Origin of the sequence: Neisseria sicca VK64 (assembly GCF_000260655.1) — a bacterium.
Taxonomy (GTDB): Bacteria; Pseudomonadota; Gammaproteobacteria; order Burkholderiales; family Neisseriaceae; genus Neisseria; species Neisseria sicca_B.
Genome location: NZ_AJMT01000177.1, coordinates 1 through 22,710, shown reverse-complemented (window position 1 = coordinate 22,710; position 22,710 = coordinate 1). Strand labels below are relative to the sequence as shown.

Below are 22,710 nucleotides of genomic sequence, written 5' to 3'. Positions count from 1 at the left end.
ATATAGTTTTCAGACGACCTTTCTCACATTCCCACGAAACCCAACATCCCCAAAAGCAAACCTGACGGCTGCCTCTGAACACATTTAAGGTTTCGCCAGAAATCCGTCACGTTTAAAACTTAAAGTTCACGCCGCCGGTGAAGCTGCGGCCCATTTGCGGGGTGTCAGACAGGAAGCTGCTGTGGGCGTAAACGGACTGGTTGAACAGGTTGTCTGCTTTGACGTACCAATTCCACTCGCCGTAGCCGGTGCGGCGGCGGTAGTTTGCGCCGAGGTTGAGCATATGGTGTCCGGGCGTGCGCGTTTCGTAGCGGGCGAGTTTGTTTTGGGCGAACACGCGATAGTAGTCGAGATGGGCATCGATGCGGTCAGTCAGCGCGGCATTCAGGTGGAAGCCGAGTCGTGCGGCGGGAACGCGCGGGGCGTTTTGGTCGGCTTGGGCGATGTAGGGACGGTTGCCGTAGGCGTCTTCCCTGCCGGGCAGCGACGGAAGGTTTTTCAGACGACCTCTGACGTAGTCGCCGGAAAGTCCGATGCGGTAGCGCGGTGTGGGCTTAAAGTAGATTTCGCCTTCCGCGCCGTAGAAGTCGGCGCCGGATTGGTTGTAGCGCACGAGCTTCATTTCGCTGTCGTCTTCAATGGATTTGGGGCCGCGTCCGTCGTTTAAGGTTTGGGCGTAGATGTAGTTGCCGAAGCGGTTGCGGTAGAGTGCCAGATTGTATTGCCAGCGGTCGCCTTCGTAGCCCAGCGCGAGTTCGATGTTGTTGGAACGCTCTTTGTTGAGGTGTTTGTTGCCGACTTCAAAGGTATTGGTGGCGACGTGTTTACCGTGTGCGTACAGCTCTTGCGTTGACGGCAGGCGTTCCTGATGGGAGGCGGTCAGGCTGAGTTTGTGTCGGGGTGTGAAATACCAGTTGCCAGAAAGCGCGAACGAGCGGGCGGTTTGGCGGTGCGCGCCGAGATCGGGCAAGGGTTGGTTGTAGTAGTTTTCCCGATCAATCAGGGCTTTGTCGTACTGGATAGATGCTTTTTGTTTTTCCACGCGCACGCCGCCTTCAAGCGAGAAGTTGTCCCAATTTGCCTGTTCTACGCCGAAAAAGCTGTAATGATGCACATCGTTGTCGATCAGCATCGGCTGTTGGACGGTTTCGGGAATGGCGGAAAGCGCGCTGGATTTTTGGGTGAGGTATTGCACGCCCCAACTGCCTTTCAGACGACCTATGGGCAGGTGGCGCAATTCGATGCGGGCATTTTGCGTTTTGTTCTTGAAGAAGTTTTCCACCGCATCGCCCGCTTTTTCGTCGTGGCGGTAGTCGTTGCGGTTCAAATGCACGCGCAGGGCTTCGAAACCGGGGAGCGGCTGCTTCCATTCGGCGCGGATTTCGTAGCGTTTGTTGCGCAGATCTATCCACGGTCTGCCGCTGTGGGCGTGCGCGTGTGCATTATCGTCGTCGTGGAAGCCACAGCTCAAGCCCGGATTGTCGTAATCGATGTCTTCTTCGGTCAACAGGTGCGGATAAAGCTGCAAATAGCGTTTGTTAATCAAACTCTTCTGCCAGATGATGTCGGCGTGGCAGTCGTCGTAGAGGTGACTGTGCGCAGGCAGACCGTAGCGGTCACGACGGTCGCTGTACGCCGCGCCGATAAAGCCTTTCTCGCCCACCCAAGACAGCCCGATGCTGCCTGTTTGCGAATCGGCATGGCTGTCGGGCAAGCGTTTCAGACGACCCTCTTCTTTGCGGTAACGCGGTACGGCGTAGTCGCCTGATTTGCGGTACAGCCCTTCCGTGTGCAACACGAAGTTTTTGCCCAGTCCGACATTGATGCCGCCGGACGTGAGTTTTTCCAGATTGCCGCTGCTCAAACGCAGCCCCAGTTCGCCCGATACGCCGTTTTCAGGCATTTTTTCAGGGATTTTTCCGTCGGCAACATCCACCAAGCCCGCCACATTGCCCGAGCTGTACAACAGCGTTACCGGCCCGCGCAGGATTTCGACTTGTTGCGACAAGGCGGTGTCCACCATCAGGGCATGGTCGGGCGAGAAATCCGCCATGTCGCCCGTTTCGCCGTGATGGTTCAACACTTTAATCCGTCTGCCCGTCTGCCCGCGTATCACAGGCGCGGACGCGCCGCCGCCGTATTGTGAAGCATGGACGCCCGGCACGCCGTTGAGCGCGTCGCCGAGATTGACGGCTTTTTGCCGCAAAGTATCGCCGCTGATGATTTTGTCGGAGGCAGTCGAAGTGTGCAGCAGCCCCGAAGTAGCGCGCGGATGGCTTTTACCGACGACGTTGACCGTTTCCAAGTCCACCGTCTGCTCGGTTTCATGCGCTTGGGCAAGGATGGGGGAACTGATTAAAAGAATAGATAAAACAATAGGTTTAAGCGTGGTTGGTGTCATTTTAGGTTTCCCGTCATATTTCAAATAAATTGTTATTATATAACATCACATCATTAATATGACAAGAATTCAAGAAGCGAATCGCATTTGGTGCGGCAAAACAGCCAAACCAAAACCCATACAAACAGCAAAAAACCAAAGGTCATCTGAAACCCAATATCTTGAAAATGATAAAAAAGACGGAAACAGCGGCAGCGCGCCATCCCCCCGTTTGCTTGGAACGAATCATGTTGCCTAAACAACAAAAAAGGTCGTCTGAAAACGCAATATGGTTTTCAGACGACCTTGTCGGTTTGATGACTGCTATTTGGCAGCTTGGGCGGTGGCGGTCTCGGCAATCAGGTCAAGGAAGACCAGCGGCTCTTTGCCGGTGTTTTTCAGCGCATGAGACTGACCGGGGCGGGCGATGGTAATGTCGCCGGCGCCGACCTGGGTCTGTTTGCCCGTGCTGTCGGTAAACACGCCTTTGCCCGATACGATGATGTAAACGTCTTCGTTGTCGGTGTGTTTGTGTTCGCCGATGGATGCGCCCGGCGGCAGGGTCAGCCAGCCGATTTCTCTGAACGCGTCTTGTTCGGCGGTCTGGTGGCGGTTGAAGGCGAAGCGGCCGAGCAGCGGGCCTTTGCCTCCGGCTGCGTTTTCGCGGTTCCACTCCGCCAAATCGGCTTTTTTGTACACTTGGACGCTGCGGTCGGTAGGTTTAGCCTGTTCCGCGGCGTGGACGCTGACGCCAGTGCCGAGCAGAAAGGCGACGGACAATGCGGCAAATAGCGGTTTCATCATGGTTCTCCGTTTGTCGGGTTATGTCAGAAGATGATGCGTTCCGTTTTCAGACGACCTGCGGGGTCGGTTGCTTTGCCCCGCAGGCGTCAAGGCTTATTTCACGTTGCGCAGATAGTTCAGCAACAAGGGAACGGGGCGGCCGGTCGCGCCTTTTTCGCTGCCTGATTTCCATGCCGTACCCGCGATGTCGAGGTGCGCCCACGGGTAGTCTTCGGTGAAATAAGACAGGAAGGTGGCGGCGGTAATCGTGCCTGCGCCGGGCGTACCGATGTTGGGAATGTCGGCGAAGTTGGATTTGAGCTGGTCTTTGTAGGTTTCAAAGAGCGGCAGTTGCCATGCTTTGTCGTCCACGTTGCGGGAAGCGGCGAGCAGGCTGTCGACCAAATCCTGATTGTTGCCCATCACGCCGCTGACGTCATGGCCCAAGGCGATGATGCACGCGCCGGTCAGTGTGGCGACGTCGATGACGGCTTTGGGTTTGAACTGCTCTACGTAAGTGAGCGCGTCGCACAAAATCAGACGGCCTTCGGCATCGGTATTCAATACTTCAATCGTCAGGCCTTTCATGCTTTTCACGACGTCGCCCGGTTTGTTTGCCGCGCCGGAAGGCATGTTTTCGCAGGTGGCGACGACGGCGACGAGGTTGATCGGCAGTTGCAGTTTGACGGCGGCGCAGAAGGTGCTGATGACGGTTGCTGCGCCGCACATGTCAAACTTCATTTCGTCCATGTTCAGACCAGGTTTGAGGGAGATACCGCCGGTGTCGAAGGTGATGCCTTTGCCGACCAAGACGACGGGGGCGGCTTCTTTGTCGGCTGCGCCGAAGTAGCTCAATTCAATCAGATAGGGGTCTTCCACGCTGCCTTTGGCGACCGACCAGAACGAACCCATGTTTTCTTTGATGTAGTCTTTTTCGATGATTTTGGCGTGTGCGCCCAGTTTTTCGGCTTCGGCTTTGGCGGTGCGCGCTAAGAATTCGGGCGTGCATTCGTTGGGCGCGGCGTTGCCCAAGTCGCGGCAGAGGCTTTGTCCGTAAACCTGCGCTTCGGCGACGCGCAGGGCTTCTTTGACGGCGGCTTCGTGTGCGGTGTGGAACACGGCTTGTGCGAATTTGGCGGGCTTGGCTTCTTTTTTGTAGCGGTCGAAACGGTAGGCGGCGTTGCCGAACGCGATGGCGAAGGCTTCGGCAACGGCGGCGGCTTGCGCTTCATCGAAGGCATGGATGTCCGCATTGACCGTTTCCTGATTTTGCGCCCATTTGGCGGCTTCAGCGGCAGCTTTGTTCAGCGCGGCGCGGTCGGTTTTTTCGAGGCGGACGACGGCGACTGCCTGCAAACCGTTGTCCGTCGGGATTTTGGTGTCGGCAAAAGTTTGACCTTCTTCAAGCGAAGACAAAAGGGCAAGGGCGGTCGAGTGGTTTAATTGCGCCTCTTCGGTGCAGACAAATAACTGCGCGCCTGCCTGTTGCGGCTGCAAGGTTCCGGCTTTTGTGCTAAATTCCACGTTTATTCTCCTGATTGAGATGGTTTCGGGTAGTTTCAGACGACCCTTTGCATTAAGAGGTCGTCTGAAAACGGTTGGAAAGATTGTACTCCATTTGAGAGGTCGTCTGAAACCTTGCGCAGACAATCCGCCTGCGCCGAACCGCTACCGCTCCTAGCCGCGATTCTATGATTTATCAAAGAAACTTCATCAAAGAACTCTCTTTTACCGCCGTCGGCATTTTCGTCGTCCTCTTGGCGGTGTTGGTCTCCACTCAGGCAATCAACCTGCTCGGCCGTGCTGCCGACGGGCGCGTCGCCATCGATGCCGTGTTGGCATTGGTCGGCTTCTGGGTCATCGGCATGACGCCGCTTTTGCTGGTTTTGACCGCGTTTATCAGCACGCTGACCGTGTTGACCCGCTACTGGCGCGACAGCGAAATGTCGGTTTGGCTCTCCTGCGGATTGGCGTTGAAACAATGGATACGCCCTGTCATGCAGTTTGCCGTGCCCTTTGCCATCCTGATTGCCGTCATGCAGCTTTGGGTGATGCCGTGGGCGGAACTGCGCAGCCGCGAATACGCCGAAATCCTCAAGCAGAAGCAAGAATTGTCCATGGTGGAAGCAGGCGAGTTCAACAGCCTGGGCAAGCGCAACGGCAGGGTTTATTTCGTCGAAACCTTCGACACCGAATCGGGCATCATGAAAAACCTGTTCCTGCGCGAACAAGACAAAAACGGCAACGACAACATTATCTTCGCCAAAGAAGGCAATTTCTCGCTGAACGACAACAAGCGCACGCTCGACCTGCGCAACGGCTACCGTTACAGCGGCACGCCCGGCAAAGCCGACTACAACCGCGTTTCCTTCCAAAACCTCAGCCTGATTATCAGCACCACGCCCAAACTCATCGACCCCGTTTCCCACCGCCGCACCATCCCGACATCGCAGCTCATCGGCAGCAGCAACCCGCAACATCAGGCGGAATTGATGTGGCGTATCTCGCTGACCGTCAGCGTCCTCCTGCTCTGCCTGCTTGCCGTGCCGCTTTCCTATTTCAACCCGCGCAGCGGCCACACCTACAACATCCTCGTCGCCATCGGGCTTTTCCTGATTTACCAAAACGGACTGACCTTCCTGCGCAATGCCGTGGAAGATGGCAAAATCCATTTCTGGCTCGGACTGCTGCCCATGCACATCATCATGTTCGCCATCGCCGTCGTACTCCTGCGCGTCCGCAGCATGCCCAGCCAGCCCTTCTGGCGGGCGATTGGCAAAAGTCTGACATTGAAAGGCGGAAAATGAACCTGATTTCACGTTACATCATCCGCCAAATGGCGGTTATGGCGGTTTACGCCCTCCTGGCCTTCCTCGCCCTATACAGCTTTTTCGAGATCATCAACGAAGTCGGCGACTTGAGCAAAGGCAGCTATAACGGTGCAACCATGGCGCAATACGTCCTCATGCAGATGCCCGCGCGCGCCTACGAACTCATGCCCCTCGCTGTCCTCATCGGCGGACTCGTCTCCCTCAGCCAACTTGCCGCCGGCAGCGAACTGACCGTCATCAAAGCAAGCGGCATGAGCACCAAAAAACTGCTGCTGATCCTGTCGCAGTTCGGACTGATTTTCGCCATCGCCACCGCCGCGCTCGGCGAATGGATTGCCCCCACCCTCAGCCAAAAAGCCGAAAACATCAAATCCGCCGCCATCAACGGCAAAATCAGCACCGGCAATACCGGGCTTTGGCTCAAAGAAAAAAACAGCATCATCAACGTGCGCGAAATGCTGCCCGACCATACCCTGCTGGGCATTAAAATTTGGGTGCGCAACGACAAAAACGAGCTGACGCAGGCAACGGAAGCCGAATCCGCCGTTTTAAACAACGACGGCAGTTGGCAGTTGAAAAACATCCGCCGCAGCACGCTTAGCGAAGACAAAGTCGAAGTCTCGACCGCAGCCGAAGAAAACTGGCCAATCGCCGTCAAACGCAACCTGATGGACGTATTGCTTGTCAAACCCGACCAAATGTCGGTCGGCGAACTGACCACCTACATCAGCCACCTCGAAAACAACAACCAAAACACCCAAATCTACGCCATCGCCTGGTGGCGCAAATTGGTTTACCCCGTCGCCGCATGGGTCATGGCGCTCGTCGCCTTCGCCTTCACACCGCAAACCACCCGCCACGGCAATATGGGCTTGAAGCTCTTCGGCGGCATCTGCCTCGGCTTGCTGTTCCACTTCGCCGGACGGCTCTTCGGCTTTACCAGCCAACTCTACGGCGTCCCACCCTTCCTCGCCGGCGCACTGCCCACCATAGCCTTCGCCCTGCTCGCCGTTTGGCTGATACGCAGGCAGGAGCGGCGTTAAGCTCAAGAATATAGTGGATTAAATTTAATCCACTATAAAAAAACAGAACAGCGAAAACTGTTCTGTTTTTTTGTTTTCAGACGACCTCATAGGGTTAGCCATTGAAGAGGTCGTCTGAAACGGTTTTACCTACTTATTAAACATTCACGGTCTCGGCTACTTCGTTGTAGCTGTCGATTTCGTTGAAGTTCATGTAGCGGTAGATTTGGTCGCCTTGTTCGTTGATGATGCCGATGTTGGCTTGGTATTCTTCAACGGTCGGGATTTTACCCAGTTTGGAGCAAATCGCCGCCAACTCTGCCGAGCCGAGGTAAACGAAGGTGTTTTTACCCAAGCGGTTCGGAAAGTTGCGGGTGGAAGTGGACATGACGGTCGCGCCTTCGTGTACTTGGGCTTGGTTACCCATACACAGCGAACAACCCGGCATTTCCATACGCGCGCCGGCGCGGCCAAGTACGCCGTAGTGGCCTTCGTCGGACAACTCTTTCGCGTCCATTTTGGTCGGCGGCGCCATCCACAGGCGGACGGGGATGTCGGACTTGCCTTCCAAGAGTTTGGAAGCGGCGCGGAAGTGGCCGATGTTAGTCATGCACGAACCGATGAACACTTCGTCGATTTTGGTGCCGGAACGTTCGGACATGAAGCATACGTCGTCGGGGTCGTTCGGGCAGGCGATAATCGGCTCTTTGATGTCGTCCATGTTGATTTCAATCACAGCGGCGTATTCGGCATCTTTATCTGCTTCAAGCAGCTCCGGATTCGCCAGCCATTTTTCCATTGCTTTGATACGGCGTTCCAAAGTACGCGGGTCTTGATAGCCGTCGGCAATCATGTTTTTCATCAACACGATGTTGGATTTCATGTACTCGATAATCGGCTCTTTGTTGAGCTTCACGGTACAGCCGGCGGCAGAGCGTTCGGCGGATGCGTCGGTCAATTCAAAGGCTTGTTCCACTTTCAAATCAGGCAGGCCTTCGATTTCGAGGATGCGACCGGAGAAGATGTTTTTCTTACCGGCTTTGGCAACGGTCAGCAAACCTTGTTTAATCGCGTAAAGCGGAATGGCGTTCACCAAATCGCGCAGGGTTACGCCCGGTTGCAGTTTACCGCTGAAGCGTACCAATACGGACTCAGGCATATCGAGCGGCATGACGCCGGTGGCTGCTGCGAAAGCAACCAAGCCGGAGCCTGCGGGGAAGGAAATACCGATAGGGAAACGGGTGTGGCTGTCGCCGCCGGTACCGACGGTATCAGGCAGCAGCAGGCGGTTGAGCCATGAGTGGATCACGCCATCGCCCGGACGCAGAGATACGCCGCCACGGGTAGAAATAAAGGCGGGAAGTTCTTTATGGGTTCTGACATCGACAGGTTTCGGATAAGCGGCAGTGTGACAGAAAGACTGCATTACCATGTCGGCGGAGAAGCCCAAACAAGCCAAGTCTTTCAACTCGTCGCGGGTCATCGGACCGGTGGTATCTTGTGAGCCGACCGTCGTCATGCGCGGTTCGCAATAAGTACCCGGGCGTACGCCTTGTCCTTCCGGCAGACCGCAGGCGCGACCAACCATTTTTTGCGCCAACGTGAAACCGGCTTTGCTTTCGGCAGGTGCTTGAGGCAGACGGAATTCGGTGGAAGCAGGCAGTTTCAGAGCTTCGCGCGCTTTGGCGGTCAGACCGCGGCCAATAATCAGGTTGATACGGCCGCCGGCTTGCACTTCGTCCAGCAATACTTGAGATTTCAGGCTGAACTCGGCAACGGTTTCGCCGTTTTTCACGATTTTGCCTTCATAAGGCAGAATATCGACGACATCGCCCATTTTCAGCGCGGAAACATCGACTTCAATCGGCAACGCACCGGAGTCTTCTTGAGTATTGAAGAAAATCGGCGCAATTTTTCCACCCAAGCATACGCCGCCGAAACGTTTGTTCGGTACGAACGGAATGTCTTCGCCGGTATGCCAAATGACGGAGTTGGTCGCGGATTTGCGTGAAGAACCGGTACCGACCACGTCGCCGACGTAGGCAACAGGATGACCTTTGGCTTTGAGTTCTTCCAACAATTTAATCGGACCGACTTCGCCCGGTTTGTCGGGCGTGATGCCGTCGCGCGGGTTTTTCAGCATGGCCAGCGCGTGCAGTGGAATATCGGGACGGCTCCATGCGTCGGGCGCGGGAGAGAGGTCGTCTGTATTGGTTTCGCCGTCAACTTTGAAGACGGTAACGGTAATTTTTTCGGGAACTTTGGCGCGTGAGGTAAACCATTCGGCATCTGCCCAAGATTGCAAAACTTCCTGCGCATATTTGTTGCCTTTTTCGGCTTTTTCCTGAACGTCGTGGAAAGAATCGAACATCAGAAGCGTATGTTTCAAACCTTTGGCAGCGATAGGCGCGAGTTTGTCGTTATCCAAGAGTTCGATTAAGGCATGAATGTTGTAACCGCCGAGCATTGTACCTAAAAGTTCGGTCGCATATTCGGGGGAAATCAGCGGGCTGGATGCACTGCCTTCGGCAACGGCAGCCAGGAATGAGGCTTTGACTTTGGCGGCATCGTCCACACCGGGCGGAACACGGTGGGCAAGCAGTTCGACCAAGAATTCACCTTCGCCTGCGGGCGGGTTTTTCAGCAGCTCGACCAAATCGGCGGTTTGCTGCGCGTTCAAAGGGAGGGGCGGGATACCGAGGGCAGCACGCTCGGCGGCGGCTTTGCGATAGGCTTCTAACATCTCTTTGTTCCTTTTTTCTGTTTTTCTTCTATCCGTTGCAAATGATTTGCAATCAAAGAATTGTAAACAATCCTTTTAGGTATCATAGACCAGTTTGGCAAAAATTGGAATATTTATGTTATCGGATGTAATAGGTGTTTGCTATTGAAACGAATTATCTTGAAAAATACGAAAAGGTCGTCTGAAAACAGGGTTTCAGACGACCTTTTATGTTTTATCGGAATGACCGGTTCGTTCTTTTACCGAGCGTTTGCCTGATATTCGCTTCCGTCTTCACGCAGGAGCTTGGGCTGCTCACCTTTCTCAATGACGTTTTTACCGATGACAACTTTGGTTACGCCTTTCAAATCAGGCAGTTGATACATGGTATCCAACAGGCAGCGTTCAACGATGGAGCGCAGGCCGCGCGCGCCGGTTTTGCGTTCCATTGCCTGACGGGCGATGCTGCGTAAGGCTTCTTCTTCAAATTCCAACTCGACATTTTCCATGCCGAACAGGGTTTGATATTGTTTTACCAAGGCATTTTTCGGCTCGGTCAAAATGTTGACCAATGCGTCTTCGTCCAATTCCGCCAGCGTGGCGATGACGGGCAGACGGCCGATTAACTCGGGAATTAAACCGAATTTAATCAAGTCTTCAGGCTCGACGATTTCAAACAATCCGGTAATGTCGGCATTTTCGTCCTTACTGTGAACGGACGCGCCAAAACCGATACCACCTTTTTCAGTACGCTGACGGATAACTTTTTCCAAGCCTGCAAACGCGCCGCCGCAGATAAACAGGATGTTGGTCGTATCGACGTTGATAAATTCCTGATTCGGATGCTTGCGGCCGCCTTGGGGCGGAACGCTGGCAACCGTACCTTCAATCAGTTTCAGCAAGGCTTGTTGTACACCTTCGCCGGATACGTCGCGGGTAATCGACGGGTTGTCGCTTTTACGGGAGATTTTGTCGATTTCGTCGATATAGACGATGCCGCGCTGGGCTTTTTCAACATCAAAATCGCATTTGCCCAAAAGCTTGGTAATGATTTGTTCGACGTCTTCACCGACATAACCCGCTTCAGTCAGCGTGGTCGCGTCCGCCATCACGAACGGTACGTCCAATTTGCGCGCTAAAGACTGCGCCAACAGCGTTTTACCCGAACCGGTCGGACCGATAAGCAGGATGTTGGATTTCGACAATTCGACGTTGCCGTTGGCTTTGGGATGGCGCAGGCGTTTGTAATGGTTGTACACCGACACCGCCAAGGCTTTCTTGGCCTGTTCCTGACCGATAACGTGATCGTTGAGATTGGCGACGATTTCGGCAGGCGTGGGCAGCTTGTTGTTCGGATGGGACGCATCCGTTGCAGATTTGTCTGCGGAGAGGTCGTCTGAACTTTGCAGCATTACGCCGCAAGTTTCTACACATTCGTTACAGATAAAAGCGTTTTCGCCTTCAATCAGGTTTTTGACTTCATGCTCGGATTTTCCGCAAAACGAGCAGGAGCGTTTTTCTTCAGTCATAATTTATCTTCTGTTTTCAAGCAATATCGGCAAACCGTTATCCGAATGTTGTGGGAACGGTTTTCGGCAAAGTCGGTAAGTATAATCAGTATCTTAAGGTTTATCAAATACCGTATGGCAAGCTGTTTGGCGTAAGGTTTTCAGACAACCCTCCGACGCGTGGCAACACGCCACAATTTCCCATCCTTAAGATTGTTTCCAATTTGGGAAAAAGATGCAAACAAACGCAAAAAAGCCATATTAAACTTTACATTTTGTTGTATTTTAAGCAAAATATCCCCTTTAATAATTCAATTGTCTTAAATTCTACTGGTTGAAGTATGTCGGTTATGAAATTTTATAAAACACTGAGTGCCGCCTGTTTGGGTATGGCGTTGACTGTCGCCGCCGCCCCTGCCGCTGCAGACGATATGGACGTTTTGGGTCAATTTTTGGAACAAAATTTTCCAACCCAAAATGACCCGATGGAAGCTTTCGCATTAAGCCACGCACAAAAAATCGAGGCTCAGGCGATGATGGCGGGGCCGCTTTTGACATCGCAGGCTGCTTTGATTTTCAACAACAAAACAGGTGAAATCCTGTATCAGAAAAACGCAGATCGCGTGATGCCGATTGCGTCCATTTCCAAACTGATGAGCGCGATGGTCGTTTTGGACGCACGGTTGGATATGAACGAGCGCATTACCATTACTCCTGATGAAATCGACCGCCTGAAAGGCACAGGCAGCCGCCTTGCCGTCGGCACGACGCTGACGCGCGGCGAATTGCTGCACCTGAGCCTGATGAGCAGCGAAAACCGCGCAACACACGCGCTGGGCCGTACCTATCCGGGCGGTATGTCGGCGTTTGTTGCCGCCATGAATGCCAAAGCGCAAAGCCTGGGCATGCACAGCAGCCGTTTCTACGAACCTACCGGCCTGAATTTCCAAAACGTATCAACCGCCAACGATTTGAACCGCATGGTCGCCGCAGCGAGCAAATATCCGCTTATCCGCAAAAACACGACCTCCAACTACGGCTCGGTTTGGACGGCAAACGGCCGACAAAACTATAAAAACTCCAACGCCCTCGTCCGCGAAGGCAGCTGGAACATCGAGCTTCAGAAAACCGGTTATATCCGCGAAGCAGGACGTTCGATGGTGGTTAAGGCAAACGTCCAAAACCAACCGATTACCATCGTATTGCTGAACTCGCCGACTTCGACAACCCGAGTCAACGACGCGCGTAAGATCGAATCTTGGATGTTGCAGCGCCGCTCTTAAAATATTTGTTATGCCGTCTGAAAATCAGGCGGCATTTTTTATATGATGTGCAGAAATACCGCATGCAATCCGCTTGAAGAATCTTGATTTTAACAATATTAGGAGATGCAAATGCCGAACAAACAAATATACAAAAAACAGTTGATGCAGCTGGGAGCCATTATGGCTTTGACCGGCTGTACTTCCGTTGCCGATATGGTGGGATACGATACGGCATCGCTCAACGAGGCCGCCGCCAAAAACTATTCGCAAGTGGTACAGCAAGCGCAGTCGCAACGCGTTTTGGACAACACTTCCCACATTTCGCGCCGTATCAAAGCCGTATTCGAACGCCTGAAACCCTATGCCAACCAGGCCAACCAAACTGGCACACCTTTCAATTGGCAGATGAATGTTTTCCGCGGCAACGAATTGAATGCTTGGGCAATGCCCGGAGGCAAAATGGCGATGTACACCGGCATGGTTGAGCGTTTGAAATTGACGGACGACGAAATCGCCGCCGTTATCGGTCACGAGATGACCCACGCCCTGCTGGAACATGGCAAAAAAGCGATTGGCGGCCAAGTGCTGACAGGATTGGGCGGTTCTATTTTAGCGGGCGCATCAGGGGTCGATGCCAATATCGTTGGATTGGGCACGGATTTACTTGCTTCCAAGCCCTTTTCGCGCCATCAGGAAAGCGAAGCGGACGCAGGTGGCGTACGTTTGATGGCTCAGGCGGGCTACAATCCGGAGGCTGCCATCAGCGTTTGGGAAAAAATGAGCAAACTTGAAGGCAGCTCGTCCATTGCGATTTTGTCCACCCATCCGACCAATCAGACGCGCATCAACGCCATCCGTAGAATGCTGCCTGAACTCATGCCGATTTATCAGAAAAATAAACGATAAATTTTTTTGAATAAACTTTCTGCAACCCGGCATCGTTTTTTCAAATCAACCTGCAACCCCTTGCTTTAAATTTTCCTAAAAACAATTTAAATCAAAGTATTGCGCGAGTTTCAATCAAGATTTTTCAGACGACCCTTCCGCCCCACCCAGCGCAGGTCGTCTGAAAAATTGTCAACATTTTCACCCAAATTACCAAGCAACCCAGACCCATTCGGCGTATAATACAGCCTTTCCCAACCGCATTTGAGAGCTGAATCATGTCTGTTGTTTTGCCCTTGCGCGGCGTTACCGCCCTTTCCGATTTCCGTGTTGAAAAACTCTTGCAAAAAGCGGCCGCACTTGGTCTGCCCGAAGTGAAACTGAAAAGCGAATTTTGGTATTTTGTCGGCAGCGAGAAAGCACTGGATGCCGCGACTGTCGAAAAACTGCAAGCCTTGTTGGCGGCGCAAAGCGTTAAAGAAACGCCCGAAGCGCGCGAGGGCTTGCATTTATTTTTGGTAACACCCCGTTTGGGTACGATTTCGCCGTGGGCTTCCAAGGCGACCAATATCGCGGAAAACTGCGGTTTGGAAGGCATAGAGCGCATCGAGCGCGGCATGGCGGTGTGGCTGGAGGGTTGTCTGAATGATGAACAGAAACAGCAATGGGCGGCTTTGCTGCACGACCGCATGACCGAATCCGTGCTGCCCGATTTTCAGACGGCCTCCAAATTATTCCACCATCTCGAATCCGAAACCTTCTCCAGCGTCGATGTTTTGGGCGGCGGTAAAGAGGCTTTGGTCAAAGCCAATACCGAAATGGGTTTGGCACTCTCCGCCGACGAAATCGATTATCTGGTTGAAAACTATCAGGCTTTGCAGCGCAATCCGTCCGATGTGGAATTGATGATGTTCGCGCAGGCAAACAGCGAACACTGCCGCCACAAAATCTTCAACGCCGATTTCATCCTCAACGGCGAAAAACAGCCGAAATCCCTCTTCGGCATGATTCGCGACACGCACAACGCGCATCCCGAAGGCACGGTCGTCGCCTATAAAGACAACTCATCCGTGATCGAAGGCGCGAAAATCGAGCGTTTCTATCCGAATGCGGCGGAAAACCAAGGCTACCGCTTCCATGAGGAAGACACGCATATCATCATGAAAGTGGAAACGCACAACCATCCGACCGCCATTGCGCCGTTTGCAGGCGCGGCAACGGGCGCGGGCGGCGAAATCCGCGACGAAGGCGCGACGGGCAAAGGTTCGCGTCCGAAAGCGGGCTTGACCGGCTTTACCGTGTCCAACCTCAACATCCCCGACCTCAAACAGCCTTGGGAACAAGACTACGGCAAGCCGGAACACATTTCCTCGCCGCTGGACATCATGATTGAAGGCCCCATCGGCGGCGCGGCGTTCAACAACGAATTTGGCCGCCCGAACCTCTTGGGCTACTTCCGCACTTTTGAAGAGAAGTTTGACGGTCAGGTTCGCGGCTACCACAAACCGATTATGATCGCCGGCGGCTTGGGCAGCATTCAGGCGCAGCAGACGCATAAAGACGAAATCCCCGAAGGTGCGTTGCTGATTCAACTGGGCGGCCCGGGTATGCTTATCGGCTTGGGCGGCGGCGCGGCTTCTTCGATGAACACCGGCACAAACGACGCGTCTTTGGACTTCAACTCCGTACAACGCGGCAACCCCGAAATCGAACGCCGCGCGCAAGAAGTCATCGACCGCTGCTGGCAGCTTGGCGACCAAAACCCGATTATCTCCATCCACGACGTTGGCGCGGGTGGTCTGTCTAACGCCTTCCCCGAACTCGTCAACGATGCCGGACGCGGCGCGGTATTCAAGCTGCGCGAAGTGCCGCTGGAAGAACACGGCCTCAACCCATTGCAAATCTGGTGCAACGAATCGCAAGAGCGTTATGTGTTGTCGATTTTGGAAAAAGATTTGGACACCTTCCGCGCCATCTGCGAACGCGAACGCTGCCCGTTTGCCGTAGTCGGCACGGCGACCGACGACGGCCATTTGAAAGTGCGCGACGATTTGTTCTCCAACAATCCCGTCGATTTGCCGCTGAACGTCTTGCTCGGCAAACCGCCCAAAACCACGCGTAGCGACCAAACCGTGAGGTCGTCTGAAAAACCGTTTAACGCGGGCAATATCGACATCACCGAAGCCGCCTACCGCATTTTGCGCCTGCCTACCGTAGCCGCTAAAAACTTCCTGATTACCATCGGCGACCGCAGCGTCGGCGGCATGACCCACCGCGACCAAATGGTCGGCAAATACCAAACCCCCGTAGCCGACTGCGCCGTGACCATGATGGGCTTCAACACCTATCGCGGCGAAGCGATGAGCATGGGCGAAAAACCGACCGTCGCCCTGTTTGACGCGCCCGCCTCGGGCAGAATGTGCGTCGGCGAAGCCATCACCAACATCGCGGCAGTCAACATCGGCGACATCGGCAATATCAAGCTCTCCGCCAACTGGATGGCGGCGTGCGGCAACGAGGGCGAAGACGAAAAACTCTACCGCACCGTCGAAGCGGTTTCTAAAGCCTGTCAGGCATTGGACTTGAGCATCCCCGTGGGCAAAGACAGCCTGTCGATGAAAACCGTGTGGCAGGACGGCGAAGAGAAAAAATCCGTCGTCTCGCCGTTGAGCCTGATTATTTCCGCGTTCGCGCCAGTTCAAGACGTACGCAAAACCGTTACACCCGAATTGAAAAACGTCGAAGACAGCGTATTACTGTTTGTCGATTTGGGCTTCGGCAAAGCGCGTATGGGTGGCTCGGCGTTCGGTCAGGTCTATAACAATATGAGCGGCGATGCGCCCGATTTGGACGATACAGGTCGTCTGAAAGCCTTTTACAGCGTGATTCAGCAGCTCGTCGCTGAAGACAAACTCTTAGCGTATCACGACCGCAGCGACGGCGGTTTGTTTGCGACGCTGGCGGAAATGGCGTTTGCGGGGCGTTGCGGCTTGAACGTGGATTTGACTTCACTGGTTGCCAACCAAGCCGATGTCAACGAAGCCAGCATACGTGTATTGTTCAATGAAGAACTGGGTGCAGTGATTCAAATCGCCAAACAAGATGTCGCGGCAGTAGAAGCCTTGTTTAAAGCGGCAACGCTGCCCTTGCATACCGTTGCCACCATCGGTTCTGACGAAAAAATCGTTATCCGCAATCAGGCAGGCATCGTGTTGGAACAAAACCGTGCCGACCTGCAACGCGCATGGCAGGAAACCAGCCACGCCATCCAACGCCTGCGCGACAACCCCGCCTGCGCCGACAGCGAGTTCGCCCTGATTGGCGACAACGACCGCAGCGCATTGTTTGCCGACGTGAAGTTTGATGTAAACGAAGACATCGCCGCGCCTTTCGTCAACAGCGGCGCCAAACCCAAAATCGCCATCCTGCGCGAACAGGGCGTGAACGGGCAAATCGAAATGGCCGCCGCCTTCACCCGCGCCGGATTCGATGCCTACGACGTGCATATGTCCGACCTGATGGCAGGCCGCGTCCACCTTGCCGACTTCAAAATGCTGGCGGCGTGCGGCGGCTTCAGCTACGGCGACGTACTCGGCGCGGGCGAAGGCTGGGCGAAATCGATTCTGTTCCACCCTGCTCTGCGCGACCAGTTCACCGCCTTCTTCGCCGACCCGGACACGCTGACATTGGGCGTGTGCAACGGCTGTCAAATGGTCAGCAACCTTGCCGAGATTATCCCGGGCGCAGAAGCATGGCCTAAATTCAAACGCAACTTGAGCGAACAGTTCGAAGCGCGCCTGAGCATGGTTCACGTCCCCAAATCAGCCTCCCTGATCCTGAACGAAATGCAAGGCTCCAGCCTGCCCGTCGTCGTCAGCCACGGCGAAGGCCGCGCCGACTTCGCGCTTCACGGCGGCAAAATTTCAGACGGCCTCGGCATCGCGCTGCAATACGTCGACGGACAAAACAAGGCTACCCAAACCTACCCGCTCAACCCCAACGGCTCGCCGCAAGGTATCGCCGGCGTTACCAACGCCGACGGCCGCGTTACCATCATGATGCCCCACCCCGAACGCGTGTACCGCGCCGCGCAAATGAGCTGGAAACCGGAAGACTGGACGGAACTGTCCGGCTGGTACCGCCTCTTCGCCGGAGCAAGGAAAGCTTTGGGTTAACCGGCAGGCTGATTTGATTCGGCTTTTAAAGAAAAGGTCGTCTGAAAACGATTTAGCGGATTCCGCTATATTCGTTTTCAGACGACCTTTATGTCTCCTTACTATTCTTTTCTGCATTGACTACCACACAACATTTCATTTATGAATAAAAATATAGTGGATTAACTTTAAACCAGTACGGCGTTACCTCGCCTTGCCGTACTATCTGTACTGTCTTCGGCTTCGTCGCCTTGTCCTGATTTAAATTTAATCCACTATAAATTTAATCCACTATAAATAGGAAATTAAAATGAGCACCTTAGGCAAGATATTAATAAAATTTTCTGTTTCATTAGTTCTTATTTATCAAATAGCTTATATTTTAAATGTTTATTTAACAATTAAATACAAGATAGAAATGATGAATGCTGCCGAAGACATACTAACCACAACCTATGATATAACTCAAATATTATCTATTTTTATTATTTTTGATATTCTAATTATATTAATTTTGTTGACCTATATAAAATTTATTAAAAAACATAAGCTAGATAAACTATAACAATATCTAAAATTAATAAAAAATAATTGAGACAATACCCATTATATTTAAAAGCCATCTGAAGGCGATGTGTCTGAACTTGTTGAAAGCTGCCAACAGGCTAAGTGCGTCTGTTGCTGGCTACAAAGATGACCAGATGCTTGATTATCGGGTATCTGGGAAGGATTAAGGGGATATTTAGGTAGAATCAGGAACGATTAGGGGTGGAAACAGCCGAAAAACTGTGTTTGGATTTCGGCTACTGGGGGAAAGTCTTTTTTTGCAAAGGTCTCATTTGTTTTCAGACGACCTTTTTGCGTCCTTTTGCGTATAAAGACCAAACCCGCCGCCATCATTCCGTATAATCCCCCTTAGCTCCCTATCCACTATAATCGGCACATTCAGACGGCCTCCTCCGACACCATGACCCGACAAGCCTTTATCCTCAGTGATTGCGAATTTTCCGAATGCGGCGAAAAGCCTTATGCGCTGTTGACGGCGAATCCGACCAAGGAACACCACTATATCGCCCAGACCGAGCAGCGGCAGCACGCGCACAATCCGCAGGTCAGCCCGCAGAATCAGAATGTCTATAAGCTGCCTTTGTCCATGTTCCGCGAACCGGCTGCCGCCCGACGCTCCCGCTCCGGCGACAAGGTTCGCGGCGGGAACGAAAATCGCAGTGCGGCGGCGAGTGTCAACATTATCGGCAATCTGGCGGCAAAAAACCTTTACACGCTGACTTTCGTCGAAAACACCGCCAACCAGTACAATTTAGAAAGCTGGTTCAACCGCCACGAAAGCGGCTACGAAGAAGCCTGCAACCATCTGCGCACGCTGCCCGAAGGTCGTCTGAAAACGGGTGAAACCGATACGGTCAAAGTTCCCGAAGCATTGTGGCGGATATTGCGGCTGAAATTCCTCGGCATCCTGCGCAATCCGCACAACCATAAAAACCTGTTCGCCCACCGCCTGCATGAGGCCGTTCGGGCGCGGCTGCCGGAGGTCGGGTTTGAGTTCGTGCGCCTGATCAGCAAGCGCGATCCGAGCCGCATCGAAGCCATTATGCAAAACTACCGTTTTTCGTTTCTCGGTTATGTCGATTGGCTGGCGGGGCTTTACGGCATGTTGAGTGAAGGCGTGGCGCAGCCGTCGCTGTTCGAGCGGCTGTTTTGCACCATATTCGCCGAACCCGATGCGGTGAAAATCGAGCTGTTCCGCTATGCCGAAAACGAGGGGCTGTGCCTGTTCGGCGACAGCAGTTTCTGCCTTCAGGCTTCGCCGAAACTCATTAGCGTCGGCGTGAATATTTCGCACGATATGTTTGCCGTCGTCCACCTGCAAACCGACCGCTGGCTTGCGTTTAAAAATACTTTCCACCACGACGCGCCGAAATTGGAAGGCAGGGTAAGGATTATCGACGGCGACCAAACCCAGCGGCTGATGTTCAACCGGCTGACCATCAGTCAGGCGCATGAAGCTGTGTTCGGCAGAAGCCCGAATATCGGCGACTATCTTTAACGCTCTGATGATGCACACACGCGCTTGATGTAAAGCATATTGACGCTAGACAAAAGGTCGTCTGAAAACGATTTGGCGAACCCGCTGCTTTCGTTTTCAGACGACCTTGTTTGTACTCGGCGCTTAAGCCTTGTTTTGCGCTGCCGCTATTTACACTGCCCCACTGCCGCCGGATAAACCGATACCTGCGTCTGCGTCAGGGCAAACAGGTTTTCAAGCTGCGTTTGCGCCTGGCGGTTGGCGTGATCCAAAATCTTGGCTTTACACGCGCTGGCGAGGACTTGTTTTTTGGCTTCGTCCTGCACGGTTTTGAACACTGCCTTATCCACGGGCAAAAGGTTGAACGAGCCGGTTTGGATGTCGTACACCTCGATATTTTCCAAATCGACGCTGAGGATTTCTACGGGCGGCAGGCTGATGAGGACTTTTCCGTCCACGATATTGACGTTGTCGGCGTGAAGTTTGTCCAAATCCAAGCCCGCCAACACCTTGCCGCGCACGATAAACAGACCACTTTGTGAGTCCTGCCACAATCTGCGCCAGTCGCCTTTTTTCTCGGTGCGGATGATGGTATCGATGTAAAAAGCTGTGCTTTCCAAGCGGTTCATCTGCTTAATCTGCATCAAAACGCCTTCGCGCGAAATCGCTTCATGGGCGTTGTCGTTGCGGTGCTGGGCATAAAACCAGCCGCCCGCCGCTGCGAGTGTGCAAAAAATAGATATTAAAATCAATCGGTAAACCATTTTCATCAGGTTAGACCCTCTTCGGTTGCGTTAAACTTAACGCCCATATTCTTTCAAATGTTCAGATTTCAAGCAAAGGTCGTCTGAAAACGCCATTTTTGTTTTTCAGACGACCTTCCGTCGAGAACATTACCAAAAGGTAATGAAAATCCGCCTTTAAACACAGTTTGCCTTTTGGTAAAGACAAGACTACAATCGCCTACATCCTTTCAGCCACTCAATACATCATGAACACCACCGACCTGCGCCGCCGCAACCTGCGGCAATGGATAGCGGACAAATACGGCGGCCAACAAACCCGTTTTGCCGAAGCCATCGCCATCAACCAAGGCGAATTGTCCGCCCTTCTGAAAAACAAATCCTTCGGCGAGAAAAAAGCCCGCAAAATCGAACAAGCGGCGCAAATGCCCGCCATGTGGCTGGATCAAGAACACGCCTCAGCCCAACCCGACCATCAAGAAAGACGCACCATGCCCCACATTTCCTCCATCCCCGAAATCCTCGCCGACATCAAAGCCGGCAAAATGGTCATCATCACCGACGCGGAAGACCGCGAAAACGAAGGCGATTTGCTGATGGCGGCGCAGTTCGTCACCCCCGAAACCATCAACTTCATGATCAAACACGCGCGCGGACTGGTTTGCCTGCCGATGGAAGGCAGCATGGTCGAGCGGCTCGGCCTGCCTATGATGACCCAGAAAAACGGCGCGCAATACGGTACCAACTTCACCGTTTCCATCGAAGCGGCGCAAGGCATCACCACCGGCATTTCCGCCGCCGACCGCGCCCTGACCATCCAAACCGCCGTCTCTCCGACCGCCAAACCCGAAGACATCGTCCAACCCGGCCACATCTTCCCCCTGCGTGCGCAAAAAGGCGGCGTCCTAGTACGCGCCGGACACACCGAAGCCGGCGTCGATTTGGCACAAATGAACGGACTCATCCCCGCCGCCGTCATCTGCGAAATCATCAACGACGACGGCACCATGGCGCGTATGCCCGAACTGATGAAGTTCGCCGAAGAACACAACCTCAAAATCGGCACGATTACCGACCTCATCGAATACCGCAGCCGCACCGAAAGCCTGCTCGAAGACATGGGCAACGCCCCCGTACAAACCCCGTGGGGCGAATTCCAGCAACACGTTTACGTTGACAAACTCTCCGGCGAAACCCACCTCGCCCTCGTCAAAGGCAAGCCCACCGCCGACACCGAAACCCTCGTCCGCGTACACGAACCCTTCAGCGTCATGGACTTCATCCAAGCCAACCCGCGCCATTCCTGGTCACTGCCCAAAGCCCTTGAACGCATCCAGCAAGCCGACAGCGGCGTCGTCATCCTCCTGCATCGTACCGAAGACGGCGCCACCCTGCTCGACCGCACCCTGCCCAAAGGCGCCAACCAAGCCTACAAATGGGACAGCAAAAGCTACGGCATCGGCGCACAAATCCTCGCCGGCCTCAACGTCGGCAAACTGCGTGTGTTGGGCCAGCCTTCCGCCTTCACCGGCCTGACCGGCTTCGGCTTGGAAGTCGTCGGCTTTGAAGAAGCAGAAAACAAATAAACCGCCTATCTTGTCAAAAGGTCGTCTGAAATCCCGATTCCGGTTTTCAGACGACCTTTTGCTATAAATTACCTGATTCAGCCAACCTCCCATAAAAATTATTACTATAATTTATTTCAAATAAAAATAATAATATAATAATTATAAAATAATTCAAGAATAATTTTTATTGTATTAAAAATGCAAACATAGCATAATAATCATTATCAAAAAGGATATTCTCCTCCTGATATTTTATTTAATTCTAAAAACAAAAGGATATAATTATGTCCAACAGCTATATCGACCGCCGCACAGAAATATATAACCAACGAAATCAAAATAAGATTACGTTGAGTTTACGTTTATCCATTAAAGATGATTTGATTTTGCAAGAGCTTGCCGATGCTTGGGAAACAACCCGCCAAGACATCATTAATGATTTAATTCAAGAATTCATTATTCAAGACTGGGAGAACAAACGAATGATTGACAAACAAAAAGACGAAGAATTTGATAATTCAACTACAACACGATATTTCTTATTAAATACTAATAGTGCCAACGACTTGGAAGACCATAATTTCATGATGACAAACCAAGTAGCTGCTGCATTTGAAGATGGCTACAAAGAAAAAATCTGTCGGATTAAAAAAGGAGACTATGTATTCCTATACGCCTCCGGACAAGGAATTGTTGCATATGGTCAAGCAACAGGAATCGTAGAGAAAACCCATCATTATGGTGTTGATAATAAAACATTTTTTCAGAAACTAGAACATTTTGTCGATTTAAGTCAAAATCCAAT

Annotated in this window: 16 protein-coding genes; 10 read left to right on the top strand and 6 right to left on the bottom strand. The window is 52.9% G+C overall.

What is annotated here, in order from left to right; translation table 11 throughout:
• Positions 1-112 precede the first annotated feature (112 nt).
• The 3 genes from znuD to HMPREF1051_RS10145 form a co-directional block, all read right to left on the bottom strand.
• A complete protein-coding gene (gene znuD, locus HMPREF1051_RS10155) occupies positions 113-2,401 on the bottom strand; it encodes a TonB-dependent zinc receptor ZnuD (RefSeq protein ID WP_003768147.1) in 2,289 nt (762 codons plus the stop codon).
• A gap of 303 nt (positions 2,402-2,704) precedes the next feature.
• A complete protein-coding gene (locus HMPREF1051_RS10150; RefSeq protein WP_036492943.1) occupies positions 2,705-3,181 on the bottom strand; it encodes a cupin domain-containing protein in 477 nt (158 codons plus the stop codon).
• Positions 3,182-3,277: 96 nt separating this feature from the next.
• The gene (locus tag HMPREF1051_RS10145; RefSeq protein WP_003768211.1) at positions 3,278-4,687 is read right to left on the bottom strand and encodes a leucyl aminopeptidase; all 1,410 of its coding nucleotides are present in this window, start codon (positions 4,685-4,687) and stop codon (positions 3,278-3,280) included.
• On the opposite strand from HMPREF1051_RS10145, the gene HMPREF1051_RS14570 reads away from it, so the two are divergent.
• Genes HMPREF1051_RS14570 through lptG form a run of 3 tightly spaced genes read left to right on the top strand, consistent with a single transcriptional unit; the run spans position 4,674 to position 7,037 of the window.
• Positions 4,674-4,844, top strand: coding sequence for a hypothetical protein (locus HMPREF1051_RS14570; RefSeq protein WP_003757459.1), 171 nt, complete (start codon positions 4,674-4,676; stop codon positions 4,842-4,844). The two genes, HMPREF1051_RS10145 and HMPREF1051_RS14570, sit on opposite strands and share 14 nt — an antisense overlap.
• Positions 4,845-4,854: 10 nt before the next feature.
• The gene (gene lptF / locus HMPREF1051_RS10140) at positions 4,855-5,970 is read left to right on the top strand and encodes an LPS export ABC transporter permease LptF (protein WP_003768180.1); all 1,116 of its coding nucleotides are present in this window, start codon (positions 4,855-4,857) and stop codon (positions 5,968-5,970) included.
• The gene (lptG, locus tag HMPREF1051_RS10135; protein ID WP_003768165.1) at positions 5,967-7,037 is read left to right on the top strand and encodes an LPS export ABC transporter permease LptG; all 1,071 of its coding nucleotides are present in this window, start codon (positions 5,967-5,969) and stop codon (positions 7,035-7,037) included. Before lptF ends, lptG begins: the two co-directional genes overlap by 4 nt.
• A 136-nt stretch (positions 7,038-7,173) precedes the next feature.
• Here lptG and acnB read toward each other — a convergent pair whose 3' ends face one another.
• Both acnB and clpX read right to left on the bottom strand, forming a co-directional pair.
• Entirely contained in the window at positions 7,174-9,759 is a 2,586-nt protein-coding gene (acnB, locus tag HMPREF1051_RS10130) for a bifunctional aconitate hydratase 2/2-methylisocitrate dehydratase (protein WP_003768185.1), read from the bottom strand.
• Between the two features lie 239 nt (positions 9,760-9,998).
• Positions 9,999-11,267: an ATP-dependent Clp protease ATP-binding subunit ClpX gene (gene clpX, locus HMPREF1051_RS10125; protein ID WP_003768201.1), complete on the bottom strand. Its 1,269-nt coding sequence runs from the start codon at positions 11,265-11,267 to the stop codon at positions 9,999-10,001.
• A gap of 368 nt (positions 11,268-11,635) precedes the next feature.
• On the opposite strand from clpX, the gene HMPREF1051_RS10120 reads away from it, so the two are divergent.
• The 5 genes from HMPREF1051_RS10120 to HMPREF1051_RS10100 all read left to right on the top strand — a co-directional run bounded on the left by HMPREF1051_RS10120 (position 11,636) and on the right by HMPREF1051_RS10100 (position 19,615).
• Complete coding sequence (locus HMPREF1051_RS10120) at positions 11,636-12,529, top strand: serine hydrolase (RefSeq protein WP_419538017.1); 894 nt, start codon at positions 11,636-11,638, stop codon at positions 12,527-12,529.
• 111 nt (positions 12,530-12,640) lie between these two features.
• Positions 12,641-13,417: a M48 family metallopeptidase gene (locus tag HMPREF1051_RS10115; protein ID WP_003768173.1), complete on the top strand. Its 777-nt coding sequence runs from the start codon at positions 12,641-12,643 to the stop codon at positions 13,415-13,417.
• Between the two features lie 257 nt (positions 13,418-13,674).
• Positions 13,675-17,571, top strand: a complete 3,897-nt coding sequence (gene purL / locus HMPREF1051_RS10110) for a phosphoribosylformylglycinamidine synthase (RefSeq protein ID WP_036492935.1) — start codon at positions 13,675-13,677, stop codon at positions 17,569-17,571.
• A gap of 289 nt (positions 17,572-17,860) precedes the next feature.
• Positions 17,861-18,115: a hypothetical protein gene (locus HMPREF1051_RS10105; RefSeq protein ID WP_003768153.1), complete on the top strand. Its 255-nt coding sequence runs from the start codon at positions 17,861-17,863 to the stop codon at positions 18,113-18,115.
• Between the two features lie 402 nt (positions 18,116-18,517).
• Positions 18,518-19,615 (top strand): hypothetical protein, encoded by a 1,098-nt coding sequence (locus HMPREF1051_RS10100; protein ID WP_003768169.1) that lies wholly within the window; start codon positions 18,518-18,520, stop codon positions 19,613-19,615.
• 146 nt (positions 19,616-19,761) lie between these two features.
• Here the strand turns inward: HMPREF1051_RS10100 and HMPREF1051_RS10095 are convergent, their stop codons facing one another.
• Positions 19,762-20,364 carry a DUF4230 domain-containing protein gene (locus HMPREF1051_RS10095; RefSeq protein ID WP_003768203.1) on the bottom strand — a complete coding sequence of 201 codons (603 nt, stop codon included), beginning with the start codon at positions 20,362-20,364 and terminating at the stop codon, positions 19,762-19,764.
• Between the two features lie 221 nt (positions 20,365-20,585).
• Here HMPREF1051_RS10095 and ribBA point away from each other — a divergent pair, with 221 nt between their 5' ends.
• Together ribBA and HMPREF1051_RS10085 are read left to right on the top strand one after the other, a co-directional pair.
• Positions 20,586-21,923 carry a bifunctional 3,4-dihydroxy-2-butanone-4-phosphate synthase/GTP cyclohydrolase II gene (ribBA, locus tag HMPREF1051_RS10090; protein WP_003768149.1) on the top strand — a complete coding sequence of 446 codons (1,338 nt, stop codon included), beginning with the start codon at positions 20,586-20,588 and terminating at the stop codon, positions 21,921-21,923.
• 266 nt (positions 21,924-22,189) lie between these two features.
• The coding region (locus HMPREF1051_RS10085; RefSeq protein WP_003768208.1) for a hypothetical protein at positions 22,190-22,710 on the top strand (521 nt) is incomplete at its 3' end.